Consider the following 14514-nt stretch of genomic DNA (forward strand, 5'->3'; position numbering starts at 1 on the left):
TAACACCTCGATTTTAGACGGTCAATAATTTTCTTTATTAAAGTTGGTGGCGAAGTCGATGGTCGTATTCACCGCGTCTCATTACTCTCTTCACACGTTTTGTCGCAGCGTGATGCTGCTTATTTTCGCTTTGTTAAAGGCCAGATGAAAAATGAGGTTCTCATTTCTGTCACGGTGGATAACCCCTTGCATGATGTTGGCGCTGTTAATTTTTAGCGGCCAGCAAGGGTATTTCACGTTTAAAGATTATAAAAAGGTTACGAATAGGTTGGCTAACTCTGATGCGCAGCCGCTGAAAAACCGCCGCGAAGAGAAAACATTCACGCTTTTCACGGCTGCAGCACGTCAGGACATTGGGCCGGCTGCGCTAAAAGCCCCGCTGGCGGCGGAAATAGAAGGCATTGTGCGCAGTGATGACCCCTGGCTTTCCTTCGTTGTTATTAAAACGCCCGCGGGCCAGAAGAGCTACCGCGAAGGGGAGCCGCTGACCGGGTTTAACGATGCCTTTATTCAGGAAATTAACAAAGACAGTGTCGTCGTGAATTATGAAGGCATCACGCAGACGCTGGCCTTAAAGAAACCGGATTATTTCAAGGGTGGCGTTGATAGCGGCCCGGTAACCAAATCGACAAAAGATGCAGGCGCAGACACACTGCATCTGAATGATTATCTGGTATTAAAACCGGTTGTCGAAAAAGGCCAACTGGAAGGCTATGCCATTAATCCCCGGAATGCCTCTTCCTTTTATAGCCATTCAGGACTGAAAAAAGGGGATGTGGCAGTCGAAGTGAATGCTGTCGATATGACCGATGAAGTCAAGGCAAAAAATATTATTGCTGAATGGTCAAAAATGAAAGAAGCGGAGGTTGTCGTCAGACGTCACGCTCACCTTGAAAATATTCGGGTCAATGTTCTTAACAATTAATAAGTGTACAGACATGAAGAAATTTCCATGGGCGTGCGTGGCGCTGACCGCATTGTCGTTATATTCGGGTTCGCTGCTCGCAGCCAACTTTAGCGCGAGTTTTAAAAATACCGATATCCGCGAGTTTATCGATACGGTAGGCCGCAACCTTAACAAAACCATTCTCGTCGACCCGTCGGTTCAGGGCTCCGTATCTGTCAGAACCTACAACGTGCTGACGGAGGATGAGTATTACCAGTTCTTCCTGAGCGTGCTGGATCTCTACGGTCTCTCGGTGATCCCGATGGATAACGGCATGGTTAAAGTGGTGCGCTCAAGCGTGGCCCGCACCGCCGGTGCGCCGCTGGCAGACAGCACAAACCCGGGCAAAGGCGATGAGATTATTACCCGTGTCGTGCGCATGGAAAACGTGCCGGTGCGTGAACTCGCGCCGCTGTTGCGTCAACTGAACGATGCTACCGGCATCGGCAACGTGGTGCACTTCGAGCCTTCCAACGTGCTGCTGTTAACCGGTAAAGCGTCCGTGGTGAACCGGCTGGTGGATCTGGTCCAGCGCGTGGATAAAGACGGTGTTCAGCGTCGCGAAATCGTCCCCCTGCGCTTTGCTTCCGCCAAAGCGCTCTCCGACATGTTGAATAATCTCAACAACGAAGAGCAGAAAGGGCAGAACGCGCCGCAGTTGGCCACCAAAGTGGTGGCAGATGACGAAACCAACAGCCTGGTGATCAGCGGTTCGGAGGATGCGCGCACGCGTACCCGCAGCCTGATCCATGAGTTAGATCGCGAGCAGAACAACGAGGGGAATACCCGCGTCTTCTATCTCAAGTACGCCAGCGCCACCAAAGTGGTTCCGGTGCTCACCGGTATTGGCGAACAGCTGAAAGACAAAGCCGGCACCGCGAAGGCGAAAACTGCCACCGCGGCAACCGATCTGAATATTACCGCCGACGAGTCAACCAACTCGCTGGTGATCACCGCGCAGCCTAACGTGATGAACTCCCTGGAGAAGGTGATCGATAAGCTCGACATCCGCCGTCCGCAGGTGCTGGTGGAAGCCATCATTGCTGAAGTGCAGGACGGCAACGGTCTGGATCTCGGCGTGCAGTGGACCGGCAAGCACGGTGGTGTCCAGTTCGGCTCCACCGGCCTGCCCATTAGTCAGATAAAAAATGGCACCATCAAGGGCGCCAGCTTTACTGGCCTGGCGACCGGCTTCTTTAACGGTGATTTCGGTGCGCTGATGACCGCGCTCTCAACCGACGGCAAAAACGACATTCTTTCCACGCCAAGCGTGGTCACGCTGGATAACAAAGAGGCGTCATTCAATGTCGGTCAGGACGTGCCGGTGCTTTCCGGTTCGCAGACCACCAGTGGCGATAATGTCTTTAACTCCGTAGAGCGCAAGACGGTGGGGACCAAACTGAAAATTGTGCCGCAAATCAACGACGGCGACATGATCCACCTGAAGATTGAGCAGGAAGTCTCAAGCGTCGACAACAGCGCAACGGAAGACGCCAGCCTTGGCCCAACCTTTAATACCCGAACCATCAATAACGAAGTGATGGTGCACAGCGGGCAAACGGTGGTGCTCGGTGGCCTGATGGAGAATGTCACTAAGCAGTCGGTGTCCAAAGTGCCGCTGCTGGGGGATATTCCGCTGGTCGGGCAGCTTTTCCGCTACACCTCGCAGGACGCGTCCAAACGCAACCTGATGGTCTTTATTCATACCACCGTGCTGCGTGACGACGACAACTACAGCGCGGCGTCGAAAGAGAAATATGACCAGATCCGCGCCCGCCAGCAGCAGCGCGTTGAGGAGAAAAAGCTCGGGATCATTGAACCGGCGGATAACGCCGTGTTACCCGCGTTCCCTGCTGCGAGTGCTGCAACGGTGAAAACCAGCGCGTCCCGCAATCCGTTTAAAGAGTAAGGCGGAGGTATCACGTGGACGAACTGAGCAAAACCCTGTGTAGCAGCGGCTACGCAAAAGATAACGGCGTTTTATTTTATCACGATGCGGTCTATATCCGTGATGACACCCCGGCACTCGCGCTGCTGGAAGTGCGTCGGGTGCTGGGACGCGCGTTTGTCCCGGTCACCCTGACGGCGGAAGCCTTCGATGAAATGCTGGCCAGGATCTGGCAGCAGAGCAGCGGGGTGTCCCAGCAACTGGTGGACGATATGGACGCCGATATCGATCTGATGGCGTTAACCGAGGAGATCCCGGATAACGAAGATCTGCTCGATAACGATGAAAACTCGCCGGTGATCCGCCTGATCAACGCCATTCTCGGCGAGGCGGTAAAAGAGGGCGCGTCGGATATTCATATTGAAACCTTCGAGCGTACGCTGAGCATTCGCTTTCGCGTCGACGGCGTGCTGCGTCCGGTGTTGCAGCCCGCGCGTAAGCTCGCGCCGCTGCTGGTTTCGCGTATCAAGGTGATGTCCCGGCTGGATATCGCGGAGAAACGTCTGCCGCAGGATGGCCGTATTTCCCTGCGCATTGGCCGTAAGGCGGTCGACGTGCGCGTATCGACCATTCCGTCCCAGTATGGTGAACGCGTGGTCATGCGTCTGCTCGATAAAAGCAATCTCAAGCCTGATATCAACAAGCTTGGGCTGATTGATGAAGAACGGGAGAAGTTACAAGGGCTGATTGACCGCCCGCACGGCATTATCCTGGTCACCGGGCCAACGGGTTCCGGTAAAAGTACCACCCTGTACGCGATTCTTTCGGCGCTGAACGGCCATGAGCGCAACATCCTGACCGTAGAAGATCCTATTGAATACGAGCTGGAAGGGGTGGGGCAGACGCAGGTTAACCCGCGCGTGGACATGACCTTTGCCCGCGGGCTGCGCGCGATTCTGCGCCAGGACCCGGACGTGGTGATGATCGGCGAAATCCGTGACGCCGAGACGGCACAAATTGCGGTGCAGGCGTCGCTCACCGGTCACCTGGTCATGTCTACGCTGCACACCAACAGCGCCGCCGGGGCGATAACCCGCCTGCGGGATATGGGGCTGGAGTCATTTTTAATCGGTTCATCGTTACTGGGGGTCATTGCCCAGCGTCTGGTGCGTCGGCTGTGTCCGCACTGCCGTACCACCAGTCCGCTGGATGACAATGAAAAGGCGCTGTTCAGCTTTATGGACCAGCCGCCACACGCGATCTATCGCGCGGTGGGGTGCGAACACTGCCGCCAGAGCGGCTATCAGGGGCGCGCCGGTATTCATGAATTTCTGGTGGTCGACAGCACCCTGCGCCGCGCCATTCATGAAGATAAAGACGAAATGGCCATCGAAACCGAGCTCTTTAAGCAGGCCTACAGCCTGCGTGAGAACGGGCTGCTGAAGGTGATCGGCGGCGTCACTTCGCTGGAAGAGGTGATGCGCGTCACCGCCGAGCGCGGAGGAGATGCGTAATGGCCTTCTACGCCTGGACGGCGAGGGATACCGCGGGCAAAACCCGGCGTGGCACGTTGCAGGCTGAGGGGCAAAAGCAGGTTCGCCAGATGTTGCGCGAGCAAAAGCTGATGCCCGTCAGTATCAACGAAACCCGTGAGGTTGCGGCTGCCGGTAATGCGAACGCCGGGGCAAAACTCTCCACGCCGGTGCTGTCGATGTTTACCCGTCAGCTGTCGACGCTTGTCAACGCTGCGCTGCCGCTGGAGAGCGCGCTGAAGGCAATCGCGAAACAGACGGAGGACAAAAAGCTCGCGGCGATGGTGGTGGACATCCGCGAGAAGGTAGTGGAAGGGCATACGCTGTTTGACGCTTTCAGCCAGTTTCCGCGCAGCTTCGACAAGCTCTACTGCACGTTGGTAATGGCCGGTGAAAAGACCGGCCATCTGGGCGACGTGCTGGAAAAGCTGGCCGAGTACAACGAGCAGCGTCAGAAGATGAAAAGCAAACTGACGCAGGCGATGGTCTACCCGATCACCCTGACCGTGGTGGCCATCGCGGTGATCGGCATTCTGCTGGTGGCGGTTGTGCCCCAGGTGATTGAGCAGTTCACCCATATGAAACAGCAGCTGCCGATCACCACCCGCACGCTGATCGCGGTGAGTGATTTCCTGCAGGTTTACGGCCTCTATATCGTCGGCAGCCTGGCTGGCGGGATGATGGGTTTTAAGGCCTGGCTTCGAAACGCTAAAAATCGTTTTCGCTGGCACAACTGGCTGGTGAATGGTTCGCCCGTCAAAAAGCTGGTCTGCGCCATCAACAGCGCCCGCTATATCCGTACCCTGAGCATTCTGCAGGCCAGTAGCGTGCCGTTGCTGGAGGGGATGTATATCGCGATGGACGGGATCGAAAACCGGTATGCCCGGCAGGTGCTGGAGCAGGCGGCGGATACCGTGCGCCAGGGGGCATCGCTTTATGCGGCTCTGGAGCAGGCGAAATTATTCCCGCCGACCATGCTGTATATGATTGCCTCCGGGGAAGAGAGTGGGGAATTAGGCCATTTAATGGACCGCGCGGCGGAAAACCAGGAATCGGCATTACAGCATCGTATTACGTTAACGCTGTCGGTATTTGAACCGGCACTGGTGGTATCTATGGCGACGATTGTTTTATTCATCGTCCTGTCAATATTACAACCGCTTCTGCAACTTAATAATATGGTAGGTTAAATCATGGCTATAAAACGTAAACACCTGGCTCGCCAGGCGGGCTTCACCTTGCTCGAATTAATGGTGGTTATTGTTATTCTCGGCGTACTCGCGAGTATGGTGGTACCCAATTTAATGGGCAATAAAGAAAAAGCGGATACCCAAAAAGCGACCAGCGATATCGTCGCGCTCGAAGGCTCGCTGGATATGTATAAGCTGGATAATCACCGCTATCCCACCACCGAACAGGGCTTGCAGGCGCTGGTCACGAAGCCAGAGATTGCGCCCATTCCCAACGGCTACCGTGCGGACGGTTATATCCGCCGCCTGCCGCAGGACCCGTGGGGCGGGGATTATATTCTGGTCAGCCCGGGTGAACACGGTGCCGTAGACGTTTTCTCCGCCGGTCCGGATGGCGAAGCCAATACCGCCGATGATATTACAAACTGGTCTCTGGATAAGAAAGAGAAATAATGAAACGTCAACGCGGCTTTACGTTGCTGGAAATTATTCTGGCGCTGGTGATATTTGCCAGTTGCGCCATGATGGTGGTTTCAACAATACCCTCACGCAGCGGTGCGGATATATTTGGTCAGCAATTAAAAGCCCTCGTTGATTATGGTTCAGACCGGGCAGTGATGGACGGAAATATCGTGGGGTTGGTTATGACCGCGGATAAATATCGGCTGGTGACGCTCGAGGATAAAAACGGTGAACGTCACTGGGTGTCGTTATCCGCGGGGCGGATAACGACCCGGGGTGATTTTCCGCCGGAGATGCACGTCTCGCTCACGCCGCAGCGTCTCGCCGCCACGGTGACATCCGAACCGCAGGTGTTATTTCTGCCGGACGGTGAAATCAGCCGCTTTACGCTGGCGCTGCAAAGCCGCGACAACGCGCACCATTTCCGCGTGGTGTCGCAAGGCGCGGCCCCTGTAACGGTAGAAAACGATGGCTAACGGCAAGAGAAAGCAAAAGGGGATGACTCTGCTGGAGGTGATGGTCGCGCTGGTCATCTTCTCCACCGCCGCACTGGCGCTGATGAACTCGGTCTCCCTGAACGTGCGTTTCACCCACGGGCTGGCCGATACATTGCAGGCCAGCTGGGTCGCCGAAAATCAACTGGCGGAGGCGCAGCTCAACAGACGTGATTTTCCTGACGCTGAAGCGCAGGGGGCAGAGGTCATGGGCGGGCGCAGCTGGGCCTGGCGAAAGCAGCGCGTAAAAACCGCGTCTAACGGCTGGGCGAATGCCATCCGCGTCTATGCAGAAGGCGATGAAAGCCAGCCGGTTATTTCACTGCAGGTTATCGCGCCGGGAGAGGAACCGTGAAGAAAATCCGACGCCAGCGGGGATTTACCCTGCTGGAGATCATGATTGCGCTGACCATTTTTGCGGTGATCAGCACCCTGGCCTGGCAAATCCTCGACGGGGCGATGCGCACCAGTTCGGCGACGGAGGCCAGCGCGGCAAAGCTCAATCAGCTTCAGCGTGCCTGGAGCCTGATGGAACGCGATTTCTATCAGCTTCAGGCGCGTGCGCCGCGCAACGAGCCGGATACATTTCGTCAGGGGGATGACGGCCTTGAGCTGACCACGCTGAACGGCGTGAGCGGAACCGTACAGCTGGAGCGCGTGCGCTGGCGGCTGGAAGAGGGGCGACTGTACCGGGATGTCTGGCCGGTGATTGACAGCCCGGCGGGTGCCAGACCCGATGCGGTGCCGATTGTCGGCGAGGTGAAATCCCTGCAGTGGCGTTTTTACCGTCAGGGCTGGCAAAAAAGCTGGAACGACCCGGCACATCTGCCGGATGGCGTCGAGCTGACGCTGACGATGGAAAACGGGGAAACCTGGCGCTGGGTGTTTACAACGCCGGGCGATATCCCCGAGGCCGCCGCGCCAGCGCCCGCAGACGCACCTGCCGCGCCACCTGCAGCGGAAGCGACATCATGAAGGCTTTACGTAAACAGAAAGGCGTCGCGCTGCTGGTGGTACTGATCCTGCTGGTCATGATGTCGGCGCTGGCTGCCAGAATCAGCCAGCAGTTCTGCCGCAATCTGCAGAAAACCCATTACCAGGTGAGTCAGCAGCAGCTGCGCTGGGCCATGCAGGCTCAGGAGAAGGTGGTTAAAGATCGTCTGCAGAGCGACGCCAGCGGTGAGAGTAAAGCCCTTACCCTGCAGGGTGACTGGCACCAGCCGCTGGAGACCCGGGGTGACGATTACACGGTGGTCAGCCAGGTGGAAGACGCCCAGGACTGCTTCAACGTGAATAATCTGCTGGCGGCCGATGACATCGCGCAGGGGCAAAATGCGCCCGCGGTGCCGGAAAAACCGCGGAAAGAGCAGATTGTTGAGCAACTCCTGACCGGGAGTGGCCTCAGCCAGTCCACGGCGCACGAGGTTTACTCGCAGCTGGTGGACTATCTGGATGGCGATACCACCACGGCCAGCGAGGGGGCGGAGAGCGATGCCTGGGCAGGCGTGGTGCCCCCCCGGCAGCCCGCAAACCAGATGATGCGCACGATCGCTGAGATCACGCTGCTGCCGGCATTTCCGGCAACGGCATACCGGAAGGTGAGCACGCTGCTGTGTGCCTTACCGGATACCGCCAGCAAGGTGGATGTGAACACCCTGAAACCGGAACAGGCCGCCTTACTGGCCGCCATGTTCCCCGGAAAAATAACGCAAGACGATGCCGTTCGCCTGATTGAATCGCGACCTGAAACCGGCTGGGAAAATATGGAAACCTTCAGCAACGTGCTGGAGCAGGCCTTCCCGCAGGTGAAAGACGACCTTCCGCAGGTGGCCGGACAACTCTCCACCCAAAGCCGGTACTTCCGCGTTAACTATACCGGCAACACCGATGCGCTAACGCTTCGCGTGGTAAGCCAGCTTCAGGTCAATAACGAAGCCGGTGAGATCGTGACGTGGCAACGTCGTTACCGAATGATTGAATAAGAAAAGCAGATGGCTATGAAACAGGTACTTTTTGTTCGTCCCGACAGCCGTGAGGGCGGGAAAATAATGTGGTGTGCTTCCGGCAGCCAGCAGGTTGACGTTGTGGAGCGCCTTGACGCGCTGGCAGACCATCCTCTCGCGGCCCGGGTCTGTTTACTGTTGCCCGCGGGCAACATGATCTTCCGCCATTTTACGTTGCCGAAAAAAGTTGCCTCTCAGACGGCGGCGTTCTCGTGGCTGGCGGAGGAGACGCTCATTGGTGAGGTGGACAACCTTCACTGGACGGTGCTTCACAAAAAGGGGGCCGACGTTGACGCGGTGGCGATTGATACCGATCTTATGCGCGGGTGGTTAGCCCGTTGCCAGGAGGCCGGTTTGAAGGTGATTCAGGTGCTGCCGGATGCCTGGCTGCTGCCGGTGACGGCAGGAGGAAGCACGCTGGTTGCCCTGGATGACCGCTACTGGCTGCGCCTGTCGCCCCATGTCGCCAGCGAAATGGAGGCCAGCCTGCTGCCGCTGCTGATGCAAAAAAACCCAGACGGTGACGTGTGCTGTTACGGCGAACCGCCAGCCGGTGTCGGGGTGGATCTTCTGCACCCGTGGCAGCATCCGCTGGTGTTGATCCAGCCCCAGTGGCAATCCTGTCGGGTCACCCTCCTGCACGGTGAATTCAGCCCGAAGGCAGGGAAAGGCAGCGCGTCTAAAGGAATAAAAATCGCGATGGCGGCGGCGGGCCTGCTGTCTCTCGGGCTGTTGCTGGGCCCGCGGATCGCGATGGCCTGGATGCTGGTACAGCAGGAAAATCGGGTTCAGCAGGAGATCGTTCAGGTTTATCAGCACCATTTTCCCAGCATGCGCCAGCAGACCAATATCAAATACCACTTTGGTCAAAACATGAAAAAGCAGCACAAAGGGATATTCCTGCAGCTGGATGATCTTGAGCAAGCCAGGCAGGCCGTACCCGCACTTGAGATCTCCCTGCTTGAGTACGATGCGCAACAAAATGCGCTGACCCTGAGCGTCAGTGCGCAAAGCCAGGCCGCGCTGCAGTCGTTTGTGGAGAAAACAGGGGAGCATTTTGATTTCACCCTACAGCCTGTTTCGACCACTGCACCTTATACCGCCATGATCGCAGGGAAATATAAATGAAAGAGCGAATCACGAAGCTTACGTCGCGTTATCAACAATACAGCATCCGGGAGAAATATATTATAAAAACCGGTGCCGTTGCCCTCCTGGCCGCGGCTGTTTATTACGCGGGCATGATGCCACTGGATAATATGATTCAAAATAGCAAATCAACGCTGACCCGACAAAAAGAGACGCTGAACTGGATGCGCAGAGAAATAGATAAACACCACCTTCCGGTGATGATCATTAAAACGGATAACCCGCGCACGGTGGTGGAGAACAGCGCTCATGAAATTAACCTTTCCCTGACGGAGGTGCGTCAGGACGGGCAAACCTTATCGTTCGTGGTGAACCGCGTAAATGTGTATGAATTAAAAAACTGGCTGCGGGAAATCAACCAGACCTCCGGCGTCAGGCTGCAAAAAATGAACCTTACGCCGGTCGATCACCTCAGTGATGTGAAAGCAGAAGTGCAGCTCACCTGGCGCAAAACCGCATGAACACCGTTGCGCTGATGCGGGAAATCTACCCGGTGGGGTTCCCGGTGATGAGTGCGATCCTGGGCAGCATGGTGGGCAGTTTTCTGGGGGTTGTCGCCGAGCGCGTGCCGGGCATGGTGATGGAGGAGGAAGGCGCGGGCAACTTGCTGTTTCCGGCCTCTCACTGCCCGGTGTGCCAGCATGATCTTGCGGCCTGGGAGAATATCCCGCTGGTCAGCTGGCTAGTATTGCGCGGGCGCTGCAGGCAGTGCGGTACGGCCATCCCGCTGCGCTTATTGATGCTCGAACTCGTCACCGCGCTCTTTTTGGGCCTCACCGCCTTGTGCATTCCGGGCGAACCGGCGTTGTTCTCACTGTGGTTGCTGGCCGCGTTTCTGCTGCCGCTGGCGATGATTGACTGGCAGCATCAGTTGCTCCCTGACTGTCTGACCCAGCCGTTGCTGTGGGCAGGACTGTTGTTACACCTCGTTGACCACACGCTGCCGCTTAAGGATGCGCTGGTGGGGGCGGTGGCTGGCTACCTTTCGCTCTGGTCTCTCTACTGGGCATTTCGTCTGCTTACCGGACGAGAAGGATTAGGCTATGGCGATTTTAAACTTCTGGCGGCGTTAGGCGCCTGGTGCGGCTGGCAGGCACTGCCCACCCTGGAATTGATTGCCGCGTTAAGCGGTATTGTCGGATATTTCGCGACAACACATGCGAATAAAAATAACCGCATTATTTCTTTCGGGCCTTATTTAGCTTTTGCCGGCATGACGGTTTTTGTTTATCAGGTTGCCTGTTCCACATTCTGAATACACCGGTCAAGTTTTTTTAGTGATTTTTTCGATTGGGGAATGAAAGGAATACAGTATTTATTCAGCGTATCGTTAAAGACATAAGCTTCACAGAATTCGAGCTTGTATCTTTTAATGGAGGAATACAGCGCGCCACAGAAATAGCGGTTAACGATTATTGCTTAAGTTGAAATTCAAAGTCTGTAAAAAACTATTCCATGTTTTAAAGGAAGACATGGGTCATTAACGTTTACAAATAAATTTATCAGGAAATAAAAATGAAATTTATGAAGCCTAAATATCTGGCGCTTTTCGTTGCAGCGGCGTCCAGCTCTGCCTTCGCGGCGGCGCCAGGTACGCCAACCCTCAGCAGTGGCAATGATAAGTTTGCGATTGTTGAAGTTGACCAGGCAGCGCAAGACTATAACAGCCTTGTGAAAGTCCATGATGGCGCGGATGTGAAAGTTGAGTGGAACGTCTGGAGCGGCGATGCGCCAACCTCGGCGAAAGTGCTTCTGGATGGTCAGGCCGTGTGGAGTGGCGCCGCAAGCGCCTCCGGGTCAGCCACCTTCAAAGTGAAAAAGGGCGGACGCTATCAGGAGCAGGTTGAACTCTGTAACGCCAGCGGGTGTTCTAAAAGTGCCAGCAAACTGATCATCGTGGCGGACACGGACGGGAGCCATCTGCTGCCGCTGAACACCACCCTGAAGGAAAATAACAAAACTTTCTCTCAACATACGGACCAAGTGGTGGGTGCCTATTTCCCTGAGTGGGGCGTCTATGGGCGTGAGTTCCCGGTGGATAAAATCCCTGCGGCGAACCTGAACCACATTTTGTACGGTTTCATTCCGATCTGTGGTGGTGATGGCATCAACGACGGGTTAAAAACGGTTGAGAACGGCAACAGCTTCGCCGCGCTGCAGCGCGCCTGTGCGGGCCGTCAGGATTACACCGTGGCCATTCACGATCCGTGGGCGGCATTGCAAAAACCGCAGGTCGGCGTGACCAACTGGGACGACCCCTACAAAGGTAACTTTGGTCAGTTGATGGCGCTGAAAAAAGCCCATCCGGATCTGAAAGTGCTGCCTTCCATTGGCGGCTGGACGATGTCCGATCCGTTCTTCCAGATGCATGATTCAGCGATCCGTGCGCGCTTCGTCTCTTCCGTGAAAGAGTTCCTGAAAACCTGGAAATTCTTCGACGGGGTCGATATTGACTGGGAATTCCCAGGGGGTGGTGGTGTGTCGGAAAATCTTGGCAACCCTGCTCAGGACAAAGCTACCTATACCGCGGTGATGCACGATCTGCGTGCGATGCTGAACGAGCTGTCAGCAGAAACGGGCCGTACGTACGAACTGACCACCGCCATTGGTTCCGGTAAAGACAAAATTGAAGACGTGGATTACACCACGGCGCAGCAGTATCTCGACCACATCTTCCTGATGAGCTACGACTTCTACGGCGGCTGGAGCAACACTGATCTCGGCCACCAGGCGGCGCTGCATGGCGCGGAGTGGAAACCGGACACCAACTACACCACTGAAAACGGCGTGAACGCGCTGCTGGAGCAGGGCGTGCAGCCGGGCAAGATTGTTGTGGGGGCGGGCATGTACGGTCGCGGCTGGACCGGCGTTCATGGCTACACCGGCGATAATCCGTTCACCGGTACGGCAACGGGCGCGGTCAAAGGCACCTGGGAACCGGGCGTGGTTGACTACCGTCAGATTGCGAACGAGTACAAAGGCAAGCCAGGCTGGGAATACAAATACGATGCCGCGGCAGAAGCGCCGTATCTGTTCAATAAAGCCACCGGCGATCTGATTACCTATGAAGACGCGCGTTCTACCACGGCAAAAGGTAAGTATGTGCTGGCGAAAAACCTGGGCGGTCTGTTCTCCTGGTCCATCGACTCGGACAATGGCGACATCCTCAATGCGATGAACGAAAGCCTGTTGGGCGGCGGTTCAACGCCGGTTGATCCCGTTGTCACCAACCATGCGCCGATCGCTGCGGCTGCCGATCAGACCGTGACCGGGCCTGTTACCGTCACCCTCGATGGCTCTGCGTCTGGCGATCCGGACGGCGACGCCATTACCTATAAGTGGACCCAGATTTCCGGTCCAGCCGTGACCCTTACCAACAGCACGAAAGCCAAAGCCTCCTTCGGCGCGGCGGCAGTGACTCAGAACCAGACGCTCTCCTTCCGCCTGACGGTGAAAGATGCGAAAGGCCTGACGAATGCCATTGATGTTCAGGTCGTGAACAAAGCACCTAAAGCGAACCAGGCACCGGTGGTCAACCCGATGGAAAGCATCACGCTGCAGGCGGGTGAAACCTATGCCCTGCATGCGCAGGCTGCCGATCCGGATGGTGACGCGCTGACCTATGCCTGGAGCGTGCCGGCGGACATGAACGCAACCGGAACTGACACCGCGAACGTGAATATCACCGCACCGGCTGTCGCTTCCGATTCCACCTACACCCTGAGCGTGGTGGTCAGCGACGGTAAAACCAGCGTTCAATCGAACGTGCAGGTTATTGTCACGCCAAAAGCAGCCGATGAGGTCACGCCGCCATCTGACGAGGTGACACCACCAGCCGATGAGGTCACGCCACCTTCTGATGAAGGCTCTGCCACCGGCAGCTGTGATGCACCTGTTGATGCCAGTGCCAGCCAGTACCCGGCCTGGAGTGCGAGCAAAATCTACAACAGTGGTGACACCGTGAGCGCCGACAACCTGGTGTGGAAAGCGAAGTACTGGACACAGGGCAATAAACCCGGCTTTGACGCGGATGCGTGGGAGCTGGTCAGCCAGGTGAAGATGAACTGGCGTTCAGATGTGGTTTACAACGGTGGCGATACGACCACCTACCAGGGGTATGTCTACCGTGCGAAATGGTGGACCCGTGGCGATAAACCAGGTAACAGCGATGTATGGGTGAAAGAAGGCGCGTCAGCAGACTGCAAATAACCTTCTTAGCCTGAGGTTGCGGGTTTGATATCACCTGCAATCGTTGACCACACCCCGTTTCGGGTGTGGTCAACCCCTTCCGGAATAAGACAGCGTGCGCAAGGAGAAGGATCGTCAGTAAATAAACAGGTAATGAGATGAAACGCTTTTTATTGTTATTGCTTATTTTAAGTCAGAGTGCGACAGCAAATTGCTGGGATAAAGCGGCGCATTATTATCATGTCGATCCGTATTTATTATATGCCATTGCGCAGGTGGAATCCGGTATGAATCCGAATGCCGTGGGGTGGAATCAGGATGGCTCGCGGGATGTGGGATTAATGCAGATTAACAGCACGCATTTCAGCGAACTGCAGCGCCAGGGCATTGACGAGAACCGGCTTGTGACCGAGCCCTGCACCTCCATTATGGTGGGCGCGTCAATACTGTCGACGATGATCAACGTATATGGCTATAACTGGGAAGCCGTCGGGGCTTATAACGCGGGAGTGAAAAAAGAGAATTATTCAAAGCGTATGAATTATGCCCGCAAGGTCTGGGCGAAATATCAGGAGATAAAACCTCGTTCCTCTTATTAATTCTGCTTTTTGTTTTTTGAAGCGTACCCAGAGGTGCGCTTCAGAAAATGAAAAATTACCGCA

At 55.9% G+C, this 14514-nt stretch carries 14 protein-coding genes; all 14 read left to right on the top strand.

Annotated elements, in window-relative coordinates; all coding sequences use genetic code 11:
• Window positions 1-193: 193 nt before the first annotated feature.
• Window positions 194-925, top strand: a complete 732-nt coding sequence (gene gspC / locus HV340_RS07135; protein WP_181216545.1) for a type II secretion system protein GspC — start codon at window positions 194-196, stop codon at window positions 923-925.
• A 13-nt stretch (window positions 926-938) separates the two neighbouring features.
• On the top strand, window positions 939-2855 hold the full coding sequence (gspD, locus tag HV340_RS07140; protein ID WP_032677771.1) for a type II secretion system secretin GspD: 1917 nt from the start codon (window positions 939-941) through the stop codon (window positions 2853-2855).
• A 14-nt stretch (window positions 2856-2869) separates the two neighbouring features.
• Window positions 2870-4348, top strand: a complete 1479-nt coding sequence (gene gspE / locus HV340_RS07145; RefSeq protein ID WP_014169332.1) for a type II secretion system ATPase GspE — start codon at window positions 2870-2872, stop codon at window positions 4346-4348.
• Window positions 4348-5556: a type II secretion system inner membrane protein GspF gene (gspF, locus tag HV340_RS07150; RefSeq protein ID WP_181216390.1), complete on the top strand. Its 1209-nt coding sequence runs from the start codon at window positions 4348-4350 to the stop codon at window positions 5554-5556. The genes gspE and gspF overlap by 1 nt, the downstream gene beginning before the upstream one ends.
• Before the next feature lie 3 nt (window positions 5557-5559).
• On the top strand, window positions 5560-6009 hold the full coding sequence (gene gspG / locus HV340_RS07155; RefSeq protein WP_014169334.1) for a type II secretion system major pseudopilin GspG: 450 nt from the start codon (window positions 5560-5562) through the stop codon (window positions 6007-6009).
• Window positions 6009-6494 carry a type II secretion system minor pseudopilin GspH gene (gspH, locus tag HV340_RS07160; RefSeq protein ID WP_014169335.1) on the top strand — a complete coding sequence of 162 codons (486 nt, stop codon included), beginning with the start codon at window positions 6009-6011 and terminating at the stop codon, window positions 6492-6494. The genes gspG and gspH overlap by 1 nt, the downstream gene beginning before the upstream one ends.
• The gene (gene gspI, locus HV340_RS07165; RefSeq protein WP_044868487.1) at window positions 6487-6867 is read left to right on the top strand and encodes a type II secretion system minor pseudopilin GspI; all 381 of its coding nucleotides are present in this window, start codon (window positions 6487-6489) and stop codon (window positions 6865-6867) included. The genes gspH and gspI overlap by 8 nt, the downstream gene beginning before the upstream one ends.
• Window positions 6864-7487, top strand: coding sequence for a type II secretion system minor pseudopilin GspJ (gene gspJ / locus HV340_RS07170; RefSeq protein ID WP_047355708.1), 624 nt, complete (start codon window positions 6864-6866; stop codon window positions 7485-7487). The genes gspI and gspJ overlap by 4 nt, the downstream gene beginning before the upstream one ends.
• Entirely contained in the window at window positions 7484-8494 is a 1011-nt protein-coding gene (gene gspK, locus HV340_RS07175) for a type II secretion system minor pseudopilin GspK (RefSeq protein WP_181216391.1), read from the top strand. Before gspJ ends, gspK begins: the two co-directional genes overlap by 4 nt.
• Before the next feature lie 15 nt (window positions 8495-8509).
• Complete coding sequence (gene gspL, locus HV340_RS07180; RefSeq protein WP_181216392.1) at window positions 8510-9643, top strand: type II secretion system protein GspL; 1134 nt, start codon at window positions 8510-8512, stop codon at window positions 9641-9643.
• The gene (gspM, locus tag HV340_RS07185; RefSeq protein WP_108648526.1) at window positions 9640-10125 is read left to right on the top strand and encodes a type II secretion system protein GspM; all 486 of its coding nucleotides are present in this window, start codon (window positions 9640-9642) and stop codon (window positions 10123-10125) included. The genes gspL and gspM overlap by 4 nt, the downstream gene beginning before the upstream one ends.
• Window positions 10122-10919, top strand: coding sequence for an A24 family peptidase (locus HV340_RS07190; protein ID WP_181216393.1), 798 nt, complete (start codon window positions 10122-10124; stop codon window positions 10917-10919). The genes gspM and HV340_RS07190 overlap by 4 nt, the downstream gene beginning before the upstream one ends.
• A gap of 260 nt (window positions 10920-11179) precedes the next feature.
• Window positions 11180-13873, top strand: coding sequence for a glycosyl hydrolase family 18 protein (locus HV340_RS07195; RefSeq protein WP_181216394.1), 2694 nt, complete (start codon window positions 11180-11182; stop codon window positions 13871-13873).
• 137 nt (window positions 13874-14010) lie between these two features.
• Window positions 14011-14451 carry a type III secretion system invasion protein IagB gene (gene iagB / locus HV340_RS07200; protein ID WP_014169343.1) on the top strand — a complete coding sequence of 147 codons (441 nt, stop codon included), beginning with the start codon at window positions 14011-14013 and terminating at the stop codon, window positions 14449-14451.
• Window positions 14452-14514 lie beyond the last annotated feature (63 nt).

The sequence above is a fragment of the Enterobacter sp. RHBSTW-00975 genome, from assembly GCF_013615235.1.
In the GTDB taxonomy this organism is placed as follows: domain Bacteria; phylum Pseudomonadota; class Gammaproteobacteria; order Enterobacterales; family Enterobacteriaceae; genus Enterobacter; species Enterobacter ludwigii.

Excerpts from the sequence above, each read along its gene's own strand:
- gspC (WP_181216545.1), top strand. The coding sequence starts at position 194 with ATGTTGGCGCTGTTAATTTTTAGCGGCCAGCAAGGGTATTTCACGTTT.
- HV340_RS07195 (WP_181216394.1), top strand. The coding sequence starts at position 11,180 with ATGAAATTTATGAAGCCTAAATATCTGGCGCTTTTCGTTGCAGCGGCG.
- gspG (WP_014169334.1), top strand. The coding sequence starts at position 5,560 with ATGGCTATAAAACGTAAACACCTGGCTCGCCAGGCGGGCTTCACCTTG.
- gspK (WP_181216391.1), top strand. The coding sequence starts at position 7,484 with ATGAAGGCTTTACGTAAACAGAAAGGCGTCGCGCTGCTGGTGGTACTG.
- gspF (WP_181216390.1), top strand. The coding sequence starts at position 4,348 with ATGGCCTTCTACGCCTGGACGGCGAGGGATACCGCGGGCAAAACCCGG.
- gspM (WP_108648526.1), top strand. The coding sequence starts at position 9,640 with ATGAAAGAGCGAATCACGAAGCTTACGTCGCGTTATCAACAATACAGC.
- gspH (WP_014169335.1), top strand. The coding sequence starts at position 6,009 with ATGAAACGTCAACGCGGCTTTACGTTGCTGGAAATTATTCTGGCGCTG.
- gspI (WP_044868487.1), top strand. The coding sequence starts at position 6,487 with ATGGCTAACGGCAAGAGAAAGCAAAAGGGGATGACTCTGCTGGAGGTG.
- iagB (WP_014169343.1), top strand. The coding sequence starts at position 14,011 with ATGAAACGCTTTTTATTGTTATTGCTTATTTTAAGTCAGAGTGCGACA.
- gspL (WP_181216392.1), top strand. The coding sequence starts at position 8,510 with ATGAAACAGGTACTTTTTGTTCGTCCCGACAGCCGTGAGGGCGGGAAA.
- gspD (WP_032677771.1), top strand. The coding sequence starts at position 939 with ATGAAGAAATTTCCATGGGCGTGCGTGGCGCTGACCGCATTGTCGTTA.
- HV340_RS07190 (WP_181216393.1), top strand. The coding sequence starts at position 10,122 with ATGAACACCGTTGCGCTGATGCGGGAAATCTACCCGGTGGGGTTCCCG.